19 protein-coding genes are annotated in these 23,909 nt (G+C 46.1%); 12 read left to right on the forward strand and 7 right to left on the reverse strand.

Going from position 1 to position 23,909, the window contains the following annotated elements; genetic code table 11:
• Positions 1-22 precede the first annotated feature (22 nt).
• The 5 genes from parE (at position 23) to MKY73_RS11100 (ending at position 7,379) form a co-directional block, all read left to right on the forward strand.
• Positions 23-2,002, forward strand: coding sequence for a DNA topoisomerase IV subunit B (parE, locus tag MKY73_RS11080; RefSeq protein ID WP_253438346.1), 1,980 nt, complete (start codon positions 23-25; stop codon positions 2,000-2,002).
• Between the two features lie 12 nt (positions 2,003-2,014).
• Entirely contained in the window at positions 2,015-4,474 is a 2,460-nt protein-coding gene (gene gyrA / locus MKY73_RS11085) for a DNA gyrase subunit A (RefSeq protein WP_339307404.1), read from the forward strand.
• Positions 4,475-4,706: 232 nt separating this feature from the next.
• Positions 4,707-5,147 carry a MarR family winged helix-turn-helix transcriptional regulator gene (locus MKY73_RS11090; RefSeq protein ID WP_253438342.1) on the forward strand — a complete coding sequence of 147 codons (441 nt, stop codon included), beginning with the start codon at positions 4,707-4,709 and terminating at the stop codon, positions 5,145-5,147.
• A 277-nt stretch (positions 5,148-5,424) separates the two neighbouring features.
• Complete coding sequence (locus MKY73_RS11095; RefSeq protein ID WP_062835118.1) at positions 5,425-5,871, forward strand: MarR family transcriptional regulator; 447 nt, start codon at positions 5,425-5,427, stop codon at positions 5,869-5,871.
• Positions 5,868-7,379 (forward strand): DHA2 family efflux MFS transporter permease subunit, encoded by a 1,512-nt coding sequence (locus MKY73_RS11100; RefSeq protein WP_124116268.1) that lies wholly within the window; start codon positions 5,868-5,870, stop codon positions 7,377-7,379. The genes MKY73_RS11095 and MKY73_RS11100 overlap by 4 nt, the downstream gene beginning before the upstream one ends.
• Positions 7,380-7,494: 115 nt before the next feature.
• Here the strand turns inward: MKY73_RS11100 and MKY73_RS11105 are convergent, their stop codons facing one another.
• The 3 genes from MKY73_RS11105 to MKY73_RS11115 form a co-directional block, all read right to left on the reverse strand.
• Positions 7,495-7,839, reverse strand: coding sequence for an MGMT family protein (locus MKY73_RS11105; RefSeq protein ID WP_339307406.1), 345 nt, complete (start codon positions 7,837-7,839; stop codon positions 7,495-7,497).
• A gap of 299 nt (positions 7,840-8,138) precedes the next feature.
• Positions 8,139-8,870: an RNA pseudouridine synthase gene (locus tag MKY73_RS11110; protein WP_339307408.1), complete on the reverse strand. Its 732-nt coding sequence runs from the start codon at positions 8,868-8,870 to the stop codon at positions 8,139-8,141.
• A 2-nt stretch (positions 8,871-8,872) separates the two neighbouring features.
• Positions 8,873-9,736, reverse strand: a complete 864-nt coding sequence (locus MKY73_RS11115) for a class I SAM-dependent methyltransferase (RefSeq protein WP_017687801.1) — start codon at positions 9,734-9,736, stop codon at positions 8,873-8,875.
• Between the two features lie 292 nt (positions 9,737-10,028).
• On the opposite strand from MKY73_RS11115, the gene MKY73_RS11120 reads away from it, so the two are divergent.
• The 3 genes from MKY73_RS11120 to MKY73_RS11130 are packed head-to-tail and all read left to right on the forward strand — an operon-like array spanning position 10,029 to position 11,912.
• Positions 10,029-10,481 carry a flavodoxin gene (locus MKY73_RS11120; RefSeq protein WP_339235037.1) on the forward strand — a complete coding sequence of 151 codons (453 nt, stop codon included), beginning with the start codon at positions 10,029-10,031 and terminating at the stop codon, positions 10,479-10,481.
• A 5-nt stretch (positions 10,482-10,486) separates the two neighbouring features.
• The gene (locus MKY73_RS11125) at positions 10,487-11,293 is read left to right on the forward strand and encodes a hypothetical protein (protein WP_339307410.1); all 807 of its coding nucleotides are present in this window, start codon (positions 10,487-10,489) and stop codon (positions 11,291-11,293) included.
• Between the two features lie 52 nt (positions 11,294-11,345).
• Positions 11,346-11,912: a nitroreductase family protein gene (locus MKY73_RS11130; RefSeq protein ID WP_339256068.1), complete on the forward strand. Its 567-nt coding sequence runs from the start codon at positions 11,346-11,348 to the stop codon at positions 11,910-11,912.
• A gap of 18 nt (positions 11,913-11,930) precedes the next feature.
• Here the strand turns inward: MKY73_RS11130 and MKY73_RS11135 are convergent, their stop codons facing one another.
• Together MKY73_RS11135 and MKY73_RS11140 are read right to left on the reverse strand one after the other, a co-directional pair.
• Positions 11,931-13,388: a 4-hydroxyphenylacetate 3-hydroxylase N-terminal domain-containing protein gene (locus tag MKY73_RS11135; protein ID WP_339307412.1), complete on the reverse strand. Its 1,458-nt coding sequence runs from the start codon at positions 13,386-13,388 to the stop codon at positions 11,931-11,933.
• Positions 13,389-13,588: 200 nt separating this feature from the next.
• A complete protein-coding gene (locus MKY73_RS11140; RefSeq protein ID WP_074095586.1) occupies positions 13,589-13,741 on the reverse strand; it encodes a DUF1540 domain-containing protein in 153 nt (50 codons plus the stop codon).
• A gap of 338 nt (positions 13,742-14,079) precedes the next feature.
• Between MKY73_RS11140 and MKY73_RS11145 the strand changes: the two genes are divergently transcribed.
• The gene (locus tag MKY73_RS11145; RefSeq protein WP_339307414.1) at positions 14,080-14,892 is read left to right on the forward strand and encodes an ATP-binding protein; all 813 of its coding nucleotides are present in this window, start codon (positions 14,080-14,082) and stop codon (positions 14,890-14,892) included.
• A 77-nt stretch (positions 14,893-14,969) separates the two neighbouring features.
• Here the strand turns inward: MKY73_RS11145 and MKY73_RS11150 are convergent, their stop codons facing one another.
• Together MKY73_RS11150 and MKY73_RS11155 are read right to left on the reverse strand one after the other, a co-directional pair.
• A complete protein-coding gene (locus MKY73_RS11150) occupies positions 14,970-16,436 on the reverse strand; it encodes a HAMP domain-containing sensor histidine kinase (RefSeq protein WP_339307416.1) in 1,467 nt (488 codons plus the stop codon).
• A complete protein-coding gene (locus MKY73_RS11155) occupies positions 16,421-17,107 on the reverse strand; it encodes a response regulator transcription factor (RefSeq protein ID WP_036613325.1) in 687 nt (228 codons plus the stop codon). Before MKY73_RS11155 ends, MKY73_RS11150 begins: the two co-directional genes overlap by 16 nt.
• 189 nt (positions 17,108-17,296) lie before the next feature.
• Here MKY73_RS11155 and MKY73_RS11160 point away from each other — a divergent pair, with 189 nt between their 5' ends.
• The 3 genes from MKY73_RS11160 to MKY73_RS11170 all read left to right on the forward strand — a co-directional run bounded on the left by MKY73_RS11160 (position 17,297) and on the right by MKY73_RS11170 (position 23,888).
• Complete coding sequence (locus MKY73_RS11160; RefSeq protein WP_339307418.1) at positions 17,297-18,013, forward strand: YceI family protein; 717 nt, start codon at positions 17,297-17,299, stop codon at positions 18,011-18,013.
• Between the two features lie 255 nt (positions 18,014-18,268).
• Complete coding sequence (locus MKY73_RS11165) at positions 18,269-22,645, forward strand: glycosyl hydrolase 53 family protein (protein ID WP_339307420.1); 4,377 nt, start codon at positions 18,269-18,271, stop codon at positions 22,643-22,645.
• A gap of 199 nt (positions 22,646-22,844) precedes the next feature.
• Entirely contained in the window at positions 22,845-23,888 is a 1,044-nt protein-coding gene (locus MKY73_RS11170; protein WP_339307422.1) for an SPFH domain-containing protein, read from the forward strand.
• Positions 23,889-23,909: the final 21 nt, after the last annotated feature.

Here is a 23,909-nt window from a genome sequence, read left to right on the forward strand (position 1 = left end):
AAGTTAAGAAGGGGGAGCATGAATGGTCGAGCAAATCGATATGTCGGCAGGTTCGACAGGCGGAGGACAGGGGTCTTCAGGCTACGACGCGGACGACATTCAAGTACTTGAAGGGTTGGTAGCAGTACGGAAACGGCCGGGGATGTACATCGGCAGCACCAGCACTTCGGGTTTACATCATTTGGTATGGGAAATTGTCGACAACGCTGTCGACGAACATCTCGCCAAATTCTGCTCCAAAATCGATATCACGCTGCATAAGGACGGTTCTATTACGGTTCAGGATAACGGAAGGGGAATTCCGACAGGTATACATAAAACAGGGATTCCTACTCCCCAGGTCGTGTTTACGATTTTGCACGCAGGCGGAAAGTTCGGTGGATCAGGATACAAAAAATCAGGCGGTTTGCACGGTGTAGGTGCGTCAGTTACAAACGCATTGTCCGAGTGGCTTGAAGTCGAGATTTTCCGTGATGGCAAGATTCATCGTCAGCGATTCGAGTATTGGAAGGACAAAAAAGGGATTGAACATGTCGGTGAACCGGTCTCCGGTCTCGAAGTGTTGGGCAATACCAATCGGACAGGTACGAAAGTGACATTCAAACCGGATATTCGGGTGTTCCAGAATGGCATTCAATTTAATTATGATACATTGGCAGAACGCCTTCAGGAGATTGCCTTTCTGAATTCAGGTTTGAAAATTGTGCTCAAGGACGAACGTTCGGGCAATCAGGATGAATACATGTATGAAGGCGGAGCAAGCCAGTTTGTTGCTTTTCTTAACGAAAATAAAGATGTGCTGCATGATGTTATTCACTTCTATGCGGAGAAGGATGACATTGAAGTCGAAGTGGCAATCCAGTATAACGCGGGTTATACGGAAACACTGGCTTCATTCGTGAACTCGATCCCTACTCGGGGCGGCGGTACTCATGAGACCGGATTCAGGGCTGCGTATACCCGTGTAATGAATGATTACGCACGGCGTACCAGCATGATTAAGGAAAAAGATAAAAACCTCGAAGGTAATGATCTGCGTGAAGGCATGATGGCCGTCATCAGTGTCAAAATGTCAGAGGTTGAGTTCGTAGGTCAGACGAAGGATCAGCTCGGTAGCGCAACCGCGCGGAGTGCTGTGGATTCGGTCGTGTCCGAGAATATCCAGCGGTTCCTGGAAGAAAACCCGCAGGTAGCGCAAACGTTAATTCGCAAAGCGGTGCAAGCCTCCAGAGCCAGAGAAGCAGCTCGCAAAGCACGTGATGATATGCGTACAGGCAAGAAACGCAGTGAAAGTTCCAACCTGAACGGCAAGTTGACGCCGGCGCAATCCAAGGATTTTACCCGAAATGAGTTGTTTATTGTCGAAGGTGATTCCGCGGGTGGTTCTGCCAAACAGGGACGCGACTCGAAGATTCAGGCGATTCTGCCCCTCAAGGGAAAACCGCTCAATCCGGAAAAATCGAAGCTGGCGGACATTCTCAAAAATGAAGAGTACCGCGCCATAACCGCGGCGATCGGGGCGGGCATAGGAACCGAATTTGCAGTTGAAGACAGCAATTATTCCAAAATTATCATTATGACCGATGCGGATACGGACGGCGCACATATTCAGGTGCTGTTGTTGACCTTCTTTTATCGTTATATGAAGCCTTTAATTGATGCAGGCAAAGTATATATTGCTCAGCCGCCATTGTACAAACTTACTCGTAAGTCTGGTAAGCTCGCGAGTGTTCGATATGCATGGACGGATGAAGAACTGGCGAATTATATGAAGGAATTCGGTAATAATGTTGAGCTTCAACGTTATAAAGGTCTTGGTGAGATGAATCCGGATCAACTGTGGGAGACAACAATGAATCCGGAAACTCGTGCGATGCTGAAGGTACAGATTGTTGATGCAGCAAAAGCAGAACGTCGTGTATCTACGCTCATGGGTGATAAGGTTGATCCGCGGAAACGCTGGATTGTAGAGAACGTCGACTTTACAGAGTACGAAGAATAGAAGGTGCTTGGAATGAGTCCATCAGAACAATTTATGCCGGCCTTTCTCGAAGAGGTCGTAGGGGACCGTTTCGGTCGCTACTCCAAATATATTATTCAAGATCGAGCCATTCCGGACGTCCGGGATGGATTGAAGCCAGTACAACGGCGTATTCTGTACGCCATGTACGATTCAGGTAATACGCCTGACAAGACTTACCGCAAGTCTGCCAAAACCGTTGGTGACGTAATGGGTAATTATCATCCACATGGTGACTCCTCCATCTATGAGGGCATGGTGCGGATGGCTCAACCATGGAAAATGGGCCATATGCTCGTGGACGGTCATGGTAACTGGGGATCACAGGATGATGACCCGGCAGCGGCGATGCGGTATACGGAGGCCCGTTTGTCGCCCATCGCGATGGAGATGCTTCGCGATATCGAGAAACGGACGGTGCTGTTTAAGGATAATTTTGATAATACGGCCAAAGAACCGGTTGTATTGCCATCCCGTTATCCGAACTTGCTGGTTAATGGTGTCAGCGGTATCTCCTCAGGGTTTGCAACGGAGATTCCTCCACACAACTTGCGTGAGGTCATTGATGCTTCCATCGCTGTGATGGAGAAGCCGTCGATTGAGTTGGACGAGATCATGATGTTCATGAAGGGTCCAGACTTTCCAACCGGCGGACTGATTATGGGCGGTGACGGCATCCTGGATGCTTATCGCACAGGTAAAGGACGGATCTACATCCGGTCCAAAACCGAGATTGAAAATATGCGCGGTGGCAAACAGCAAATTGTCATTACCGAAATTCCTTATCAAGTCGTGAAGTCGCGTCTGGTTACAGCGATGGAGAACATTAGACTTGAGAAAAAGGTCGAAGGTATTGCCGAAGTGCGTGATGAGAGCGGACGTGAAGGTCTGCGAATCGTGGTTGAGTTGAAAAAAGAAGCGGACGCACAAGGTATTTTGGCTTATTTGCTGAAGAAAACCGACCTTCAGGTCACTTATAACTTCAATATGGTTGCGATTGTGAATAAAGCACCACAGCAAATGGGATTGAAATCAATTCTGGAGGCTTACATTGCCCATCAGCGGGAAGTTGTAACATTCCGTACCCGGTTTGAGCTGGAGAAAGCGGAAGACCGTGCACATGTGCTGGAGGGCTTGGTTAAAGCTCTTAACATCCTTGACGAGGTCATTGCAGCGATCAAAGCGTCTAAGAACCGGCAGGATGCTCAAAATAACCTGATGTGGATGTTTGGGTTCACGGAACGTCAAGCGGATTCCATCCTTACTTTGCAATTGTATCGTTTGACGAATCTGGAGATTAATTCTCTGGAGAAGGAACTCGGTGATCTGATGAAAAAGATTGCGCAATTACGATCCATTCTGGATAGTGACCGCAAGCTTATCGGAGTCATCCGCAAGGAATTGATGGAGATTCGTGAGAAATACGGTATAGACCGTCGTTCTGCGATCCAGGGTGAAGTGGAAGAACTCAAGGTTAATCTCGAAGTACTTGTGAATGCAGAAGATGTATTTGTTACGTTATCCAGAGAAGGATATGTGAAACGTACAGGCATGCAGTCCTTTACACGTTCTGGTGGTGAACGGAGCGGAAGTGGTGTAAAAGACGGCGATTATATCGCTCAGGTTCTGGAAGTAAATACGCTTGAGAATCTGCTTGTCTTTACGAGGAAAGGTCAGTATTTCCTGTTACCTGTCCATCAGGTACCTGAGTTCAAGTGGAAAGACCCGGGCACAGCCATTGTGAACGTCATTCCTCTTGCGAAAGACGACCGTATTGCAAGTGTGCTTGCTGTGAAATCCTTTGAAGAGCCGAATCACAGTCTAGTCTTCGTTACACGAAGAGGGCAGGTGAAGCGGACGGAACTGAAGGATTACGTTACCAAACGTTCCGGAGCAGTTGCAGCTTGTAAAGTGGGTAAGGACGATGAAGTGTTATCTGTACATCTGAGTACGGGTGACCAAGATATTATGTTGATTACAAAAGAAGCCATGGCGATTCGTTTCCGTGAGGATGAGGTCAATCCAATGGGACGTGTATCCGGTGGTGTTCGTGGCATTCAGTTGAGAGATACAGATGAAGTTGTATCCGCCCTATGGGTTGCAGGAGATGAAGGTGAAGTTGCCGTGTTGTCCGATTTGGGATATGGTAAACGTTCATTACTGCTGGATTATGCTGTGCAGAGTCGTGGAGGCAAGGGACTTGCCACATTCGAGTTCAAGGAAGGCAAACGCGTGAAACCGAATGGCAGTCGTATTGTTGGCGCTTTTTATTGCAAAGAGCAACGCAACATCACTGTCATGACCAAGGAAGGCCACGTGCATCCGATCTCTTCGGAAGGTGTTCCGATTACGGAACGCAAACATATTGGCAAACTGCTCGTTCCTGTGGATAAACAGGACGAGATCGTTGAACTTCTGAGGGACTTCAATGAGAATCAGCCAGCATCAACTTGATAAAGAGTAAGCAGAAAAGACTTTTCGCAGCGCAGCTAATCCTGTCATGCGAAGAGTCTTTTTTTGTTGTTCGAAGGCGGATTAGAAGAGCACATCCATGCGAAGTTTAACAACCTTCGTCGATTACGGTCGATCGCTAGGAAAATGAAAAAAGGCAGCAGGAATGCGGCTTTGGAGGGCGAAAACTTAAGCAGGTGAAGTGATAACCGGTTGCAGAGAGGAGCGATGCAAGATGTATAATTCCGATTTTGCCAAGTGCTGGTCCAGACTAACCAAAGATTATAAACTGCATATGGATCAAGAGCTGGCCCCCTCATTGACGGAGGCTCAGCTAGCTGTCCTGGAGGTGCTTGAGGATCATCAGAAGATGAAACCTTCGGATCTTATTCCTTATCTGGCGACTACGCCAGCTGCCGTAACCATGCTGCTCGATCGTATGGAAAAGAATGATCTGATTCGCAGGAATCGGGATAATCAGGATCGACGCATTGTCTGGGTTTCTCTTTCCGATAAAGGAAGAATGGAAACAGAGCGGGGGATTACCATCCGCAATGAATTCATGAACTCTGTTCTCAGTAACATATCGATGCACAATCAACAATTGCTGGTATATCTGTTAGGCAAAATGACAACACCTAAAACGAAAGAGCCTGCATTATCCACTTCGGTATAATACAAAGCTGATTCTTCTGAGTAACCATAGGCGTACCTGCTCGTTTCATGCAGGAACCCTATGGTTATTTTATTTACAAATTACATATCATACACATTGTGTCCAGGTCACTTGATTATTAAAGGCATGGTTTGAACACAGTTAGTATGTACTAATATTATTTTGGTATTTCATATGTAAAGAGTTGACTATGTAAATATTTTTGTTATAATAAATAATTGTTCCCCTGATATTTCGTGTACGAAATATTATATTCCATAAGTAAAAGGGTGAAACAATGACTGATACGTATGAAGTATTCTATATTATCAATTCGTTCCGCCAAGTGAATCAAATGCTTTTTCGAGCATTCTGGAATGAAAACAAGGAGATCGAGTTGACTTCGATTCAGTTTATGGTGTTATCCATCCTGAGGGAGCGTCCTTCCATCGGCATCAACGAAGTAGCTGAGCTATGCCATATGGGCAGCAGTTCCATGAGTGCTGTTGTGGAGCGGCTCGTCAAGGGCGAGTATATCGTTCGGACACGTTCTGATGCTGACCGCCGATCTGTTAAACTTCAGATCACGGATAAAGGGGAGCAGGCCCAACAGGAAACCCACCATCTGTGGATGGAGAGAGTGTCACCCATTCTGGATATATCGAAGGAAGACCTTGAGCACCTACTTAGAATTCATAGTCAAATGATTGAAAAGTTACAAGGAAGAGAGATGAACAACATATGAGCACGACTACTGCTGCAGCTCCATCCTCCGCGATGGACAACATCAAGAAAGGCCCGATTGTAGCGGCATTGTTAATTGGTGCCTTCGTGGCATTCCTGAACCAAACCCTGATGAACGTAGCTCTTCCTAAAATTATGGAAGACCTCGCGATCAATGCAAACAAAGCCCAATGGTTAACCACGGGTTACATGCTCGTCAACGGTGTACTGATTCCGGTTACGGCATATCTGATTGCGAAATTTTCAACTCGTCAAATTTTCATTACAGCCATGACTCTCTTTACCATAGGGACGTTAGTCTGTGGTCTTAGTCCAACCTTTACGATTCTGATGGTGGGTCGTGTCATTCAGGCTGCGGGTGCAGGTATCCTGATGCCTCTGATGACCGTTGTATTCCTGACCATCTTCCCGATTGAGAAACGTGGTCAGGCCATGGGAACCATGGGGATCGCGATGATTCTGGCTCCTGCGATTGGGCCTACACTTTCAGGTTATGTAGTTGAGCACTATTCCTGGAGATTATTGTTCTACATCATCTTGCCATTCTCTATTATTGCAACGGCAATTGGTATTGCTTTTGTCAAAAACGTAACACGCCAGTCCAGACCTAAACTGGATTATCCAGGCGTTATTTTATCTACACTTGGTTTTGGTAGTTTGCTTTACGGATTTAGTGATGCGGGTACTGATGGATGGGGCAGTGCAATTGTCATTGGATGTCTCGTGGTAGGTGCGATTTCCCTGATTCTGTTCGTTATTCGTCAATTGACAACAGATCATCCGCTCCTTGAATTCCGTATTTTCAAGTACAATATGTATTCTTTAACGACAATCATCAATATGCTTGTGACGATGGCGATGTTTGCAGGTATGATCCTGCTTCCAATTTTCCTGCAAAACATTCGTGGTTTCTCACCTATTGAATCGGGACTTCTGATGATGCCTGGTGCGATATTGATGGGGATCATGTCTCCGATCACGGGTCGTATATTTGATAAGGTAGGCGCTCGCTGGCTTTCAGTTGCAGGTCTTGCCATTACGGCGATTACAACATTTGGACTGAGTCGTCTGGCCATCGACACGACTTACGGTTACATGATGTTTATCTACACGGCTCGTATGTTCGGTATGTCGATGCTGATGATGCCGATCCAGACAGCAGGTCTGAATCAACTGCCTCAACGTCTGAACGCGCATGGTACAGCGATGTCCAACACATTGCGTACGGTTGCCGGAGCGATCGGTACAGCCATTCTTGTTACCATCATGAGCAGCAAGCTCAAAACACATCTGGCCGATGCAGTGGCTGCGGGTCAGGTTGATCCTACTGATAAGACAGCGATGATAGCTGCTACAGCAGATGCAACAATATATGGTGTTAACTATGCATTCATCGTGGCTACCGGAATGACCGTGGTTGCTTTAATTATGGCGTTCTTTATTCGTAAAACGAAACCAGCTGTTGAACCTGTTACTGTAGAACAGGAAAAAGCGACGGCTACCGCATAACAAATATCAGATAAAAGCTAAAAAAAGAGAATTCTAGCAGTTGAAAAGGGGTAGCCCCTAACTGCCTGAGTTCTTTTTTTTGGTGTTACGCGATATGAGGAGTAGGAGAGTCGTCTTATTCGGGCTGGATCGTTGGATCGAGAAGAAATACAGGATCGGGCTCATGTCCGAACCGTTTGAGATTAATGGTTCCGTTTAGTTGGAACTCCACACCTTCGCTAATCAGTTCTGTTTCCTGCATCATGCGCGAGTGTTCATCCGGTATGGAGATTTCGCCTTTTGCGTTGACGACACGGTGCCAGGGCAGACGTTCCTTGCGGCTCATCGAGTGCAGGATTCGTACGACTTGTCTCGCTGCTCTTGGACTACCGGCATGGGCTGCAATCTGACCGTAAGTCATCACTTTGCCTTCTGGAATCGCCGCAATAATCGCAATGACTTGTTTGGTAAACGGGGTCATCAAAATGTCTCCTCTCTGTATCTTAGGCATATAGCTGGAAATATTAAAAAACGTGTCGTCAGATACAGAATCTGAACGACACGTTGTATAGACAGATCTAACCTGATCCTGTGTATTTATAGAGGTTGTTCCAAAACACCACTTTTGATTACAAAGGATGCCTATCGGCATCATCAGCATCGAATATGGCATTCAGCCGAAATGTCCGTTGCTCACGTAGCTTTCCTACGCTCCGCTACTCCATTTCTAGCTTCATCCCATCTTCTCGGTACTGAAAACCAGTCTTTTTGAACACGTATTTATAGAGGTTGTTCAAAAGCTTTTTGGTACACTGCAGCAGGCCATTCCGCCCAGGGAAATTCTCTTACAGGCAAGGATTGCAGAATAACTTCTTCCTTGGTAACTGGATGGGGGAAGGCTGCAATCACAGACCATAGCGCAATCTGTTGCCCGGGTTTATTCACGCTTGCACCGTACTTCTGATCCCCGTACAGAGGGCAGCCAACTTCTTTCATTTGCACCCGAATCTGATGAGATCTGCCGGTGTGCAGTTCGATATGGACGAGGCTGTAACGGTCTGTCTCCCCAATAACGCGGTAATCGAGAACGGCATCCTTACCACCAGCTGTACCCTTAGGTACAACCGTAACAGTATTCGTGCGTGCATCCTTCAGGAGTGTGTGTTTTAACGTTCCCTGTTGTGCAGGCAACTTGCCATGTACAACTGCCGCATATATTTTACGGAAATGACGTCCTCGCACAGTCTCGGACAATCTCGAAGCTGCCTTGGATGTCTTGGCAAAGATCATGGCCCCTCCAACAGGACGATCAAGTCGGTGTACCAACCCGAGATAGACATTGCCAGGTTTGTTATATCGTTCTTTCAGATCCTGTTTCAGCAATGTAAGCAAATCCGGATCACCTGATGCATCTTCCTGGGTAGGTACATTGACCGGCTTCGTAATGCCTAATAGATGGTTGTCTTCAAACAGAATCGGAATTGCATCATGATCATGCCGATGTTCTGACATGATTAGGACTCCCAACGGCCCAGAATACCACAAGGCAGATCAAGACCACTGCGTGTGATCGGCAGCCCGATTTCACCTGCAGTAATGTCACCACCGTACTGAGCAGACATTGTCATGGTTAACATGTTGCGCAGAACCGTGGAGGAGATCCCCGTGGTGTAGGAGTTAACCAGCATGAATAATGGATTATCCGACAGGATTGTCATACATGATTTCAAGAATGGATAAAGGTTCTCTTCCAGTTTCCATGTCTCTCCATTCGGACCACGGCCATAAGAAGGAGGGTCCATGATAATGGCGTCATAACGATTTCCACGCCGTTGCTCCCGTTGTACGAATTTGAATACATCATCTGTAATAAAACGAACAGGGCGATCAGCCAGTCCGGATAATTGAACATTTTCCTTGGCCCATTGAACCATGCCTTTAGCTGCATCTACATGCACGACAGAAGCGCCTGCATAAGCTGCGGCTACCGTTGCACCGCCTGTATAGGCAAACAGGTTCAAGACAGAAATCGGACGGCCTGCATTGGAGATTTTATCCATCATCCAACTCCAGTTGGCAGCTTGTTCAGGGAACAGGCCAGTATGCTTGAAGCTGGTAGGTTTAATGTGGAATTTCAGGTTTTCGTATCCGATCGTCCAGCGCTCGGGAATGGGCTTTTTCATATCCCAGTTACCACCACCGGAAGAGCTGCGATGATAGTGACCATGCACTTGACGCCATTCATTGGTTTCTTGCTCAAGAGGCCAAATAATCTGTGGATCGGGTCTGCGTAAAATCACATCTCCCCAACGCTCCAGTTTCTCGCCGCCTCCTGTATCGATTACTTCATAGTCCTTCCAATTCTTAGCTACGTACATAATGATTTATCCATCCTTCAAAAGTCATTTGGATACTATTGTACAACAAAAAAGGGCTTGTACGCCAGTTGGGGGACGGGATCATTGGAGGAAGGTATGACATTGGACCTTAAAAGGGTGAAGGATATTTAGCTGTGTTGAAATCCAATGTGCGCCATATATTGAAAAACAGAGATAATCAAAATTTAATTTGACAATGATAATCATTATCACATATGATTTTGTTAATTCAAATTCATTCTTTCTTTGGAGAGAATATTAACATGATCCAACTAAAGTGAGGGAAAAATAGATGGCTAAATTGTTAGTGGCTTATGCGAGCATGACGGGAAATACAGAAGAAATTGCAGAACTGATTGTGGAAGGAATTACACAGGGAGGACACGAGGCGGATCTGAAATCCGTAACGGATTGTAATGCATCCGATGTATTGGACTATGACGGATTCATGATTGGCGTCTACACTTGGGGAGACGGGGAGTTGCCAGATGAATTCCTGGATTTCTATGAAGAACTGGATGAGCTTGACTTGAGCGGGAAGAGAGCCGCGGTGTTCGGAAGTGGTGATACCTCGTATGAGCAGTTCTGTGGTGCAGTTGATCTCGCTGCTGCCAAGCTGCAAGAGCGTGGGGCGGAGGTTTCTCCAGAGATGTTAAAAATAGAATACAGTCCGCTTGAGCAGGAGAAGGATTCATGCCGTGACTTTGGCAAACGCTTTGCTGCTGCCGGATTACAGGTGTCCTAAAGATCATGTTAAGACATAATATTCAGGCGGCGATGCCGGTCGGGAGGAATGACCTTCCTGTCCGCTTGCTTGAAGATTACAGATTGGAAGAAATGCTGCGCAGCCCAGACCGGTTCATCCGCCCTGAACTCGTGTCTGAGCAGCGTCCTCCACTGCATTGGAGGCACCGTGTACAATATGCGGTGAGCCATGCGGTTAATGCCTTTTATAGCCTGGACCCCGATGTTCGCAAAGAAGTACCTGTACAGTATTTACTTGAGAAGTGGTGGCCCAGAAAGACAGATGGTTTCGAATCGGTTCTCCATTACTGGGATGTGAAGAGCAAGATCACGGATGAATTGTCACTCGCCATTGCAATGAACGATGATCTGAAGCATCCAGCCATTCTGTTTGAACAGTGGAGAACGGAGTTACCTTCATTATCCATGCATTTGTCGATGATATTTCAGGCGGCCTGGCAACCAGAAGGCTGGGATTCGCTGCTTATTCAGAAATATATGGTTGTCCATGATCCTAACGTAGTTGAGGCGTTTCAGCATATGGTTAGTGCATTCTGCTGGGAAGCTTTCGGAAAATTACCGGGTATGATCGAGGTATACTGCTTGTTGGAAGGACGCAAAATTAGGTATATCCCTGGACGCCAGTCTCTGATTCGTTCCATGGACTACATTCACTTGATACGTGATAGCATGCCGCAAGCAGAAGTGGTGGAGTCAGAACAGTTTACGACGCGTGATAAAGTGCGCATACACGAAGAGGTAGATCGCTGGAGAACAGAAGCCATTGAACCGAAGAAAACTTGGTTGATGTGAAGGCGGTTGAAGGATAACGATATATCATGCAGATAGAGGAGGGAAAGTAGCCATGTCTACCGGTCTAAGTCAAGATATAAGCAGCGGCAAAAGACGTGCAGGAACTTGTGAATTCAGTCCGTTGCCAGTACCCCAGTCAGTTATACGAAAGTTGCTTGATGAAGCAGATCCTTCATTATATGTGATGAGTTCAGAACCTTGGAGGTTTATGTTGTTTGCAGGCGAAGGGCGACAGCTATATTTGGAAGCGGTCAGACAGAGCTATCCACCCCATCTGGCTGATCGTTACGGCGATTGGGCTACATATCAGTACACGGAAGCGATCCCTACCCATCTGGTTGTGGTAGCGCCTGTGAATGCCCGTGAGGATAATCTTCTGCCGGCCAAAGCCTGGAGCAAACGTTTCAGTATTCTGGCTGCGGAACAGGGGTTGAATGCTGTCTGGAAGATCAATGATTATCAGCAACATCCTGTATTTATGAATCTGATGGGTTTGACAAGTGCAGAGAAGGTGTTAGGTGTATTCCATATCGGTTACGGAGACCAGCCTGGATTGCGGGATGTCGATGCAAGCAGACCGGCCTCTGAACTGATGACGGTCTATGACCATCTGGTATAAAATGAATCTTTGGTTCTCTTATTTGCTGGTATTTGATAGAAAATCACGAACGAGCTTACGATTTGTCTGATCTTTGTTATATACGGAGTATAATCGATTGGATACGGTAAGGACATTGCCAAAAAAGAATCGTTCGAATTGAGTCTGTCTGCCTCCGAATGATCCAGCCCCAAGTTCCCAGATCAGACGGAACAGAGCGTTGCGTTCATAAGAAGCCATATCGTTCCCTTTCAAATAGATATTCAATGAAGGGGCGATATCGGATTGAAACTCTTCTTCCTGAGGGATCATAATTACCCCACTCGAACCCAAAAGTTGCAGAGTTTCAATCATCTCAGGATAAAGTTTCGGGAAAAGAAGATTGGCTGCCATCAATGGTTTGGGTGCAGGTAATACAAATCCTCTTCCATCTGGTATCGCACCTGCCTCCGCAGCCAAAGCCAATGCTTTTAATGATTCAAGACCTGCGAACAGACGTGCAGTTTTCTCAATAACATGAGCTTCCGTATTCAGATCGAGAGTATCCGTGAGAAGCTGAATCGTACCGAGGACAAATTCCGTCTTGGCAATATAACGACACAATACCTGATGACCTGCGTGAATATGAAAGTTACTACCACTGAAGAGACGTGAGGACATCTCCTCACTTCCTGCAAAAAATATTCGTTCATGTGGAACGAGTACCCGGTCAAAGATAACGATATTGTCCATTTCTTCATATCTGGAACTCAGTGGATAGTTGGTGTGAGATTCGGCTGCATAGGTATCCCTGCATACCAGACTGATCCCGGGAAGATCATTGGGGACAGCAAAAGAGAAAGCAAATGGATTTTCGTCATCAAATGGGGCAGGAGAAGGTGACGGATAGACAAAAATCTCATCCGAAGTGGCCGCTTGTGTAGCCATCATAAATGCTCCGCTAATAATGAGACCTTCTTCGGTACGATCTACGACCTTTGCGGCAATAGCATCCTCAGTGGCATCCAATTGCCCTGACATTTTGCTGGCATAAGGCTGAATGAAGGCATGAGATAGCGTAATATCATGATCACGGCAGTAGGCATAATAATTCTTGAGATTTTCTGCATATTGGGGAGACAATTCGCTCAGAAGATCGGCACCTGTGTAAAAGGACATGATGGCTGTATTCATGTAATCGGGTGAGCGTCCAAGAAAGCCATGATGGACATTTGCCCAGATATTCATCCCTTCCCGTCGTTTGCGGAGGTCGTCGGCACTGGTTGGGGGAAGGAACGATATGCCCACAGGTTTTCCATCGGCCGGAGAGGCATACGTCATCGTTTCCGTAAATTTAGGGTCAGATTGCAAATCATACATGTACATCTGAGTCTCCATTAAACCAGCAAATGCTACATGTTCAGAGCGTTTTCCAGTAATAAGGTTACCTTTGTACCAGCAAGGGACGGATTGTGCATCAATTCGTTCACGATACTGTGTGCCACTTTTAACAGGCATTGTTATTCACCTCTTGGTTCTAATCGTCAAGGGCAGATTGACTTCTTACGTAGTGTACGTAGGTGATCTGTCCAATGTGCATTTAAGAGGTGAGAAGGATTTTTACAGATTAGAGCTTGATAATAATTATCATTCTTGTTACAATAGACAAAGAAAAAAGGAACCGGTAAGGGCTCCTTTAGGGAATTACACGAGATTACTTATTTTACTTCAAAAGTCTTACAGTCTGTTTCAGCAGACTGACTTGCTTCTTTGGAACTGTGGCTTACGATGTAGATTGAAGAAGCATTACATTTGTTCTCTTGAGCCCAGTGACGACAGGAATTAACTTCACATAATACGTCTTTTGCCATGATTGTTAACCTCACTTTAATTGGATTACATTCGTTGGTATAAAGAATCCAGATGTAGCAAGTTGCCGCTTGCGAATATGGAAAATTTTTGCTCTCGCGAAAAATGGAGGGCTTTTTTGCGTTATACCCAACGATGCATATTTAGAATAGCAAATTTTATTGAAGCTTGCAACAAAATGACTTCCATCTGTGGCAAAATAGTGGACGTGCTGTAGCTATATTTGCAAAAAGGCATTAATGTGATATTATTTAATAGTAATTATTACGATTAAAGTCTATTGGATTCTATATAACTTGAATCACGGACTTAAACTATAAGTAAAGGAGCATATGTTTACATGAGCAAAGTGAACCATATGAACCGGATTCCACGAGCAAAAGGGATCGATATGGCTGCTTTTTACACACCCAAAGAGTGTAGGCGCAAAGCCCAGCATATTGTATTTTCCGCTGAAAATGAGCGTATCATTAATGAATTCATCACCATTCTGGGCATGAAAGAGAAATTCAGAGAGCATGATGTGTCCATCCCCAATAAAATGGTCATGTTCGGGCCACCTGGTACAGGAAAAACATTAACGGCATCATATCTGGCAGAGCGGCTTGATTTGCCACTTGTACTCGTGAGATTAGATGCAATTATTCATAGCCATCTTGGGGAGACGGGCAGTAATGTTCGCAAGTTATTCGAATATGCGCGATTGAATCCCTGCGTGTTATTTCTAGATGAATTTGATGCCATAGGTCGGACGCGTGAGAGCAATGATGAAGTAAAAGAGATGGCTCGTGTCGTCAATACGTTGTTGCAGTGTCTGGACGAATTCGATGGGGACAGTATTCTGGTGGCTGCAACGAATCTGGAAACCCAGCTGGATCATGCCATATGGCGGCGTTTTGATACGAAGATGACCTATGGTATGCCTGATGATTCAAGTCGCAGATTGTATATCAGCAAGTTGGTTGGGACTTTTGAACAGGAGACCCGGCTGGAAGATTACATATGTGAACGCCTGGCAGGGTGCAGTTATGCGGATATAGAACAGATCGTTTTGAAAGCAAAGCGGAAAGCGATCATAGCCAGCAGTTCACTTCATAAGCAACTGATCTCGGATGCGTACGATGAATATAGGCCACGTGTATTAGAGTGTTGACTGAAAAAACGCTGGAATAGCCCAGTCTCCTGAATGGAATCCTGGGCTATTTGTCATGTTAGTGTTAGCATGTTGCGTTACACTTTAACGGCTGCTCCGTATGCTTTTTCCGTATTCATGGCTTCTTGACTTGCAGTCCAGCGTGGCAGGCTCAATCTGAACGTGCTGCCTTCCGGACTACTGGAGAGAAGTTTCAGTTCACCGCCTTGTTCCTGAGCGAGTAGCCGGCTATATGTTAAGCCTAGACCCAGGCCGCGGTTACGACGTTTCTTGAGCTCTCCACGATAGAAGCGTTCGAAGATCTTGGGTTGGTCTTCAGACGCGATGCCTGTGCCGTTGTCCTTGACATCAACGTATAACATCTGTTCTTCTGCACGTAGATAAATATCGAAGACAGCCTTTTGTTCAGGAGCAGTGGCATGAAGTGCATTATTGAGCAAATTAACAATGATCTGCTGAATGCGGAGAGCATCCCCCATGGTAAAGAAGTTGACTGGAGGGGTGTGCAGCTGAACCTCTGGCATTTTATCCTCATACGCAATCTTCCACTGATAGATGATCTCACCGACCAACAGCTTCAGATCCGTCCGTTCCTTGCGAACCGTAACACTTCCTGCTGCCATGGCGTTATAATCCAGCAAATCTGCGACCATACGCTCCATGCGTTCAGATTCCTTCAAAGCGATATCCAAAAATTCTTTTCCTTCCTGTGGACTCACAACATCGTCACGTACTGCCATTACGAGCCCCTTGATGGAAGTTACCGGTGTCTTGAGTTCATGACTTACCCCTGCCAGCGAAAGTGTGCGCCATTCTTCAAGTTGTTGGAGACGAGAGGCCATATCGCGGAATGAATTAACAAGTTCATTGATCTCACGCTCTCGTGTATTCAAGTCAAGACTCACATCATAATTGCCACCTCGAATCTGTTCAGCTGCATAAGCTACCTGACGAATAGGTCTGGATAACTTATTGGACAGGAGATAGATTGTGAACCATCCACAGAGGATTAGTCCACCGAGGATTAGAGACACGAGCCATATGGTCTCTGGACCAAATGTAATGGATTGTTTGGACTGCATGACCCACACTTTACCCAAGGTTTGATCGCCCTCGGAGATGTTGACCGTTACACCTGCATATTTGTTGTTTCGCGGTTCAAGATAGTCGTCTGACAGTCGATATTGTACATCTTTTTGCTCCATTTTAGGCTGGGAAAAAATCAATTGATTGTTGTTGTCCAAGATCATCACACAAAAATAATGATCTGTATTAAATAGTTTCTCTCGCTTGGTTACCAGTCTGTCCAGATCGGGTGGAACCCGTAGCATATTATTTTCACTGGTCACATGATCTGCGATCTCCAGACCCAGCAGTTCTGCAGTTTTGAGGCTTTTCTCAATGGAAGTTGTTCGAATCCAGTAGAGTGCCCCAGCCACAATAATTGTGAAACCAATGCATAGAATCAGAAAATATCGCAGTGTCCAGTGTGACAGAATGGATATCGTTCGTTTCGGTTTCTTCTGTTTCAGTTGGCGATCCAAAATTGATACCCCATTCCTCGCAACGTCCGAATTTCTCCTGTCTCTGGCGACCAGTGGGAGAGGGCTTGACGTAGTCGTTTAATCGATAGATCCACAGCACGGTCACTGCCATCATAGTCCATCCCCCATACCTGTTCAATAAGGTGATCCCTGGTAAACGTACGATTCGGATAATCGGACAGGAAGAACAGTAATGAGAGGTCACGAGGTGTGAGTGCAACTTCTGCACCGTTCAGCAGCACCTGCTTGGCAGCAAGATCAATGACGAGATTTCCAAAGGAACGTTTCTCTTCGCCACCTGAGGTCCAATGTGGATTACGGCGCAACACCGCATTAACTCTAGCGACCACTTCTTCTGGTACAAAAGGTTTGCTCATATAATCGTCAGCACCGGCATTCAATCCGTTGAGACGGTCTGAAATGTCATCCAGTGCGGTTAGCATGATCACGGGACAAGCACTTTTTTCACGAATAATCCGCAGCAGATCCCATCCATCCATTCCTGGCAGCATCACATCAAGTAATACAAGGGAAGGCGTTACGGTATCAAAAAGGGTAAGTGCAGTCGGTCCATCTGCTGCATGATGAACTTCGAATTCTGCTTTTCTCAGATAAGCAGCCAGTACTCGTGCAATAGCTTGTTCATCCTCAACGATAAGTATGGATTTCAAGAAAAGCGTTCTCCTTTCATTTCATAAACTTGTACTGATTTTACATGAGCCAGAGCGTAAAGCCAATCCTGCATTACGGATTCGAAAAAAATATGGGCCTTGTCTTTTCTTGACTTCTTCCTGACACATTCAATTGATATGATCCATTCAACAACCAACTTAAACAATGATGTACTGGAGGAAATAGAGATGAACAAGAAAGCAAAAGCATGGCTCATAACAGGTGTGGCGGCGGTTGCCGTAATTGGTGGCGGTGGTTACTATCTCGCAAATAGCTACTTGGGGAACAACGTGGAAATTGAACAGGTGATTCCTGCGAGCACAGCGACTTCCACAACTACGGTAGACAGCACAGGAACGGCTGTAGCCAATGAAACTGCGGGAGCAGAGCAACTGAACGGAGACTGGAGCATTAGCGAAGGTTCCAAAGTATACTTCTCTGTAACTACTTCGCAGGAGACCGTTAACTTTGTGGACGAGCAGGTAACAGGCAATTGGACTATTAATCTAGACGATGCTTCCCAGATGAAAGCAGAAGGACAGATCGAGATGGACGGAATTGATTCCGGGAATGGACAGCGTGATGGTCACGTGAAGCAAGCGGATTTCTTCGACATTGCTACATACCCACAAGCAACATTTAAAGCGACATCATTTGAAGGGGTACCTGCGGAATGGCCTGTCGGTCAGACGGTTGATATCAAGATGAAGGGTACTTTAACTGTTAGAGGTATTGAAAAAGAAGTCACTTTTGATGCAAAAGCGGCTTATGAGAATAACGAAGTTTTGTTGTCAGCGACATCGATGGTAACCTTCGAAGATTTCGGAATGGAGAATCCGCACTCGGTTGTGCTTTCGACAGAAAATGATATTCAGGTACAGCTTGAATTAAAACTCTCCAAATAAGTATAGCAACGATCATATACCTAAAAATCTGTTCTGCATCCGCATTCCGGTGCACGGACAGATTTTTTTGTTTCTGACAAAAAGTGTGATTCTTATAGCTCAAATGTAACTTTTACAGGATCATATTGTTAAAATAACTGCTGTTTCCTTTGGAAAATGCCGTGTTATCCACCGCTATTAAGCGCTTACAATGAGGAGGATTCATCACATTCATTGATCCATGCACAATCAAACACAAAAAGGGGGAGATCAAGAGTGAACAAAAGGTACATAAGCGGTTGTCTGGTCTTACTGATGCTGTTCTGTGATCTGGGACTGATGGTTCGTCCAGCGGCTGCGGAAGAAGCGAAAGTGAACGTGGCACTTAACAAGGCAGTTACGGTAAGCACAGAATATTTGGAGTGGGGAAGTAACAAAGACCATTTGGTTGATGGCAAAAGTGATACACATTGGGCTGCTACCGCTGGAGTGACAACAGAACAACCACAGTGGGCTATGATTGATCTGGGTCAGGACTACAATCTGTCCGGAGCGCAAATCACGTGGAGAGAAAACACGATTGTGAAATATATGATAGAAACATCTGCTGACCAGGAGACATGGACGGAAGTTGTTGATCAAAGAGAAAATGCCGATCCCAAACAGATCGCTGATCTGACGTTTGAGCAGAATGATGTACGATACATCAGGCTGAATATTTCCTTTTTCAAGGGTGAAGGAGTCTGGCCGGAAATATTGGAGTTCAAAGTATGGGGAGAAGCAGAAGGCACTGAACCGGCCAATATTAACAAATATGATCCGATCGAAGTGAGAACGGTGACCAGAAGTGCGCCAGTTCTGCCAAACCAGGTAAAAGCATGGTACCAGAATGGAAAATCGGGAATGGTGCCTGTGACATGGGATAATATCGACCCTTCGAAGTACGCCTCTTCAGGCAATTTTACGGTAACAGGAACTGTATATGGTGCGCCCCCAGAGCCTCGGCCTGAAGCCAAGGTAATTGTTGAGGGATATCGTGAAGACTATGTTAGAGGTGTCGATATATCCACGTTGACTGCCATTGAGGACAAAGGCGGAAAATACGTGGACAGCAACGGTACAGAGCGTGATTTACTTGATATTCTCAAGGATCGCGGTGTCAATTATGTACGTCTTCGTCTGTGGAATGATCCACAGAAATCAGGGGGTTACAACGATAAGGAAGATGTCATTCGTTTGGCCAAACGGGTGAAGGAAAAAGGCATGAAGATATTGCTTGATTTCCATTATTCTGACGAGTGGGCTCACCCGGGTCAGCAGCTTCGACCTAAAGCTTGGGAAGGTCTTTCCCACGAAGAGCTGAAACAAGCCGTATACGATTATACGGTTGAAGTTGTGGGAGAGATGAAAGCAGAGAACGCCATGCCTGATATGGTGCAGATTGGTAACGAGATCAACAGTGGTCTTCTGAACGGCTTGAGCAGTGACGTGAATTTCAACGAAAATGTTGCATTGCTGAAAAGCGGAATTGATGCTGTACGTGCAGTAGAAGGAGAGGTCACCAATAACGCGGATAAGGTGAAGATCATGATCCATCTGGCTGAAGGTGGCAAGGCGGATACGTTTGACTGGTATTTCAGTGAGCTGCAGAAACGCGAACTGAAGTACGATATCATCGGACTTTCTTATTATCCGTTCTGGCATGGGACATTTGCCGATGTGCAGAAGACCATGAATGAAGTATCTAACAAATTCGAAAAAGATGTGATTATTGCCGAGACATCGTATCCATTTTCATATAAAAACGGGGATGCACACGGTAACATCATTGGATCGGACGAAGCGCTTCATGTAGGGGGAGCAGACTTCCCTGCAACCGTTCAAGGTCAATATGATGCCATCGCGGGCATTATGGACATGATTGCGAACGTGCCGAATAATCATGGCGCAGGGTTCTTCTACTGGGAGCCAGCTTGGATTCCGGCCGGTGTAGGCTGGATTGCATCCGAAGGGAATGCATGGGAGAACCAGGCGATGTTTGATTACGATGAATTTCCGGCCAACGGCGGGCATTCGTATGAAGGCAGAGCGTTATGGTCCCTTGATGTGTACAAACGTGGATTGGGTACTCTGCCCGCAGATCGACAGCAACTGGCTGCGGCACTTACACGAGCCAAATCACTGGTCGAGACTGATTTTACTCCGGAAACTTGGGGTACTCTGGCTCCAGCAATCTCCTCAGCGAATGCAACATACCAACAGGCATACACACCGGGTGGGGTGACTCAAGCAGATACAGATGCAGCAACAACAGGATTGGAACATGTGATGCAGCAAATGCAGGTGATTCCACCGCAACTTGACGAGCTACGAGCTAAAATAGCGGAAGCGCGTACGTATCAGCAGACTGACTGGTCTGCGGCCACTTGGGCGGTGTTGACCAAAGCGCTGGAAGGCGCTGAGCAGGTCTTGGATGATCCAAGAGCAACACAGACGGATGCGAATACAGCGGTTAAACGTTTGCATGATGCCATTGAAGGCCTATCCAATGTGGACAAAACACAACTGCACCAGTACATTCAACAAATGCAGCAGCAGAATGAATCTTCCTATACACGCCGGAGCTGGTCTGTATTGCAGCAATCTTTGCAGGCAGCGATTCAGGTCCGAGATAACCAAGCTGTTGTCCAGTCTGAAGTGAACTCAGCACTGAGTACGTTGAAACAGGCCTTTATTAATCTGGTCTCTCTGGAGGCTCTCACAACGGGCAAAACGGCAACGGCTTCAAGCAGTGCAGGGACAGGAGGCAATCAAGCCAACTCTCCTGAAGGTGCAATTGACAACAATCCGAACACTTCATGGGGAACGGATAAGAGTATAGGAAGCTGGTGGCAAGTGGATTTGGGGCAAGTCGCAAACTTGCGCAAGTTGGAAATGTCGATGTGGAGTGGCGGCATCAAATATACAATCGAAGTGTCCAATGATAACCAAAATTTTGTGAAAGTAGTGGACACCACAAGTGATGTGGTTGTATCGACCGCACCTAGCCATGTACTTCCAGAAGGCACGGAGGGACGTTACATTCGGGTAACGATTAAAACAGGTCCCACATGGGTAGGATTCATGGAATTTGAAGCATACGGTACGTTCCCGGCGGACAAATCGGCACTGCAAGCTACTGTAGATGCCGCTGAGAAATTAAAGCAAACCGAATACACGACTGCAAGCTGGAATGTGTTCAGTAAGATGCTTTCTGAAGCGAAGGAGCTCATTGTAGATGTGGAATCTTCCACGCAAGAACTAAGCAAAGCGGATCAAGCGTTACAAGATGCTGTGAGCAAGCTTGTGCGTCAAGATACTACACCTGACCCTGGTCAGCCATCCCAACCAAGTGTACCTTCACAACCATCTAACCCGGGAACAGCTCCTTCGACGGGAAATCCGGCTGTAACCCCGCCAGTTGGATCTGGCACTGGACCAGTGAAGGGTTCAATAACGGTAAAAGGAACAGCAACCGGGGATGACAAGTACTCGATTCGTCCGGATGCATCCCAATTAACTCAGGCACTGCAGTCCATGGATACAGGAAATCGTACGCTGAAGCTGATCGCAGATGTGCCTGATTCAGCCAAGACAGTCACATTCCAATTGGCTGCAAGCCAACTGGCAACATGGGTTCGTTCCGAGGAAGTGCAATCCCTAAATGTAGTCGTAGGACCGACTACCGTTCGTGTTCCTCTGAAATCACTCCCGCTAACCATTGCGGAGACTGCGGGAACGTTCGACATCATAGTAGCAAAAGGATCGACAGATACACTGTCCACATCTCAAAAAGCAGCGATCGGTAATCATGCGATTGTTGATGTGAATCTGTTAATGAACAATAAGCCATTGCAATGGACAAACAGAGCGGTTGAAGTTGTTCTATCCAGTGTAGAGCAACCTAAGCAGAATGATGTAGTTATGGTCGTACATTCCATATCTCCAGGTGGAGAAATGAAACCTGTTACGTACTCCAAGTACGATGACAAGACAAAAACGATGGCGTTCAAACCGTTGGAATCCGGCAGTTATGTTATTGCACAAGTTGAAGTGCCCTTACATGATCTGCAAAATCACAATTGGGCTCTCCAAGAAGTGCAGAACCTCTACGGTAAGGGAATTATTAAGGGGATGAGTGCAACACGTTTTGCCCCGCAAGGTGAACTGACCAGAGCACAATTTTTGCAAATGATCATTAAAGGCATTGGTGATACACGCCAGTACGATGCATCCATTTCGCTCCCAACGGATGTGGAGGAAGGGCAGTGGTATGCCGATTCAGTAAGACTTGGCATTGAAATGAACATTATTCAAGGCCGGGCGGATGGAAGCTTTGGAGCGAATGAACGTATTTCACGAGAAGATATGGCCGTTATGCTGAATAGGGCTCTTCAGGTTGTGCAGCGTGAGAATGCGACCCATTCTGTACAAGGCAATATGGTGTTTGCAGACAACGACGAGATCGCGCCATACGCCAAAGAGGCTGTAGACTTGATGCAGCAACTTGGACTGCTGAATGGCATGCCTGATGGCACGTTTGCTCCGAAAGAAACGGCGAACCGTGCACAAGGGACTGTTGCGGTAGCCAGATTGATGGAACGACTGTATTAGAAAATAACAAAGCAGGTAAGGAGATCGAATCAACTGATTCGGTCTCTTTGTTTTTTGTGAAAAAAGAGGTTTAGAACTTAATGCTTTTCGCCACATAGTCATATGAATCATTTGTTAATGTCGTATTGACAATATCAAATTCATTTGTTATCATTTCGATAATATCAAAACGACAATATTAAGAAATGGGGAATGAGCCATGTTTGGATTCCGATTTGCGAAGTTCCAACCCAGTGAATATGTAATGAAAGTGAAAAATGGCAAGGTACAACGTCAAGGTGTGGGATTGTCTTTCTATTATTATGAGCCGACCACATCGGTAGTGGTGCTACCCGTGTCTTCGGTGGATGTACCTTTTATGTTCGAAGAGATTACGGCGGACTATCAGACCGTTACTGTCCAGGGACAGCTAAGTTATCGCATTGTAGATTATTTGAAAATAACACAGAGCCTGAATTACACGTACAATTTGCGCAAAAATCGGTATATTTCCGACGACCCCGGCAAACTGGACCAACGGGTAATCACCACAGCGAAAGTACTAACCAAGAAATATCTGGAGAAAATGCCGTTGAAGGAGGCCATACAATCCAGTGAACGGTTGGCAAGCAGCATGAAACGCGAAGTTGTGCAAAGTGAAGAGTTGGAGAAACTGGGCGTTGAGCTGATGAGTCTATCCATTCTGGCCATTCTGCCCAATAAAGAGACGATGCGTGCATTGGAAGCACAAGCACGGGAAGAGATTTTACGTCAAGCAGATGAAGCGCTGTATGTTCGTCGCAATGCATCGATTGAACAGGAGAGACGAGTGAAGGAGAACGAACTGAACACCGAAATTGCCGTGGAGACAAAGAAACAGCAAATTCGTGAGACCCAACTGCATGCAGAACGCTCGGTGAAACAGAAACAAAACGAGATGGAGCAGGAGCAGCTTCAGTTCAATACAGCGATGGAGGAACGCAAGCAGCAGTTAATTGAGTTAACCATTGCCAATCACAATGCGGAAGCCGATGCCAAAGCGTATGAGATCGCTGCCGTGATGAATTCGTTGAAACATGTACAGCCGAGTGTACTGCAAGCAATGGCAAACATGGGCATGAATTCCGATAAGCTGATTGCACTTGCATTCCAGGAGCTGGCTGAAAATGCAGGCAAGATTGGACAGCTGAATATTTCGCCGGATCTGTTGCAGGGGTTGATGTCTCCCGCGCCGGGCAGAGATCAGGGAGGTAGAGGGCGATGAGATTAGGAAGAAGAGAGCAGG

Source organism: Paenibacillus sp. FSL R5-0519 (assembly GCF_037974275.1).
Classification (GTDB): domain Bacteria; phylum Bacillota; class Bacilli; order Paenibacillales; family Paenibacillaceae; genus Paenibacillus.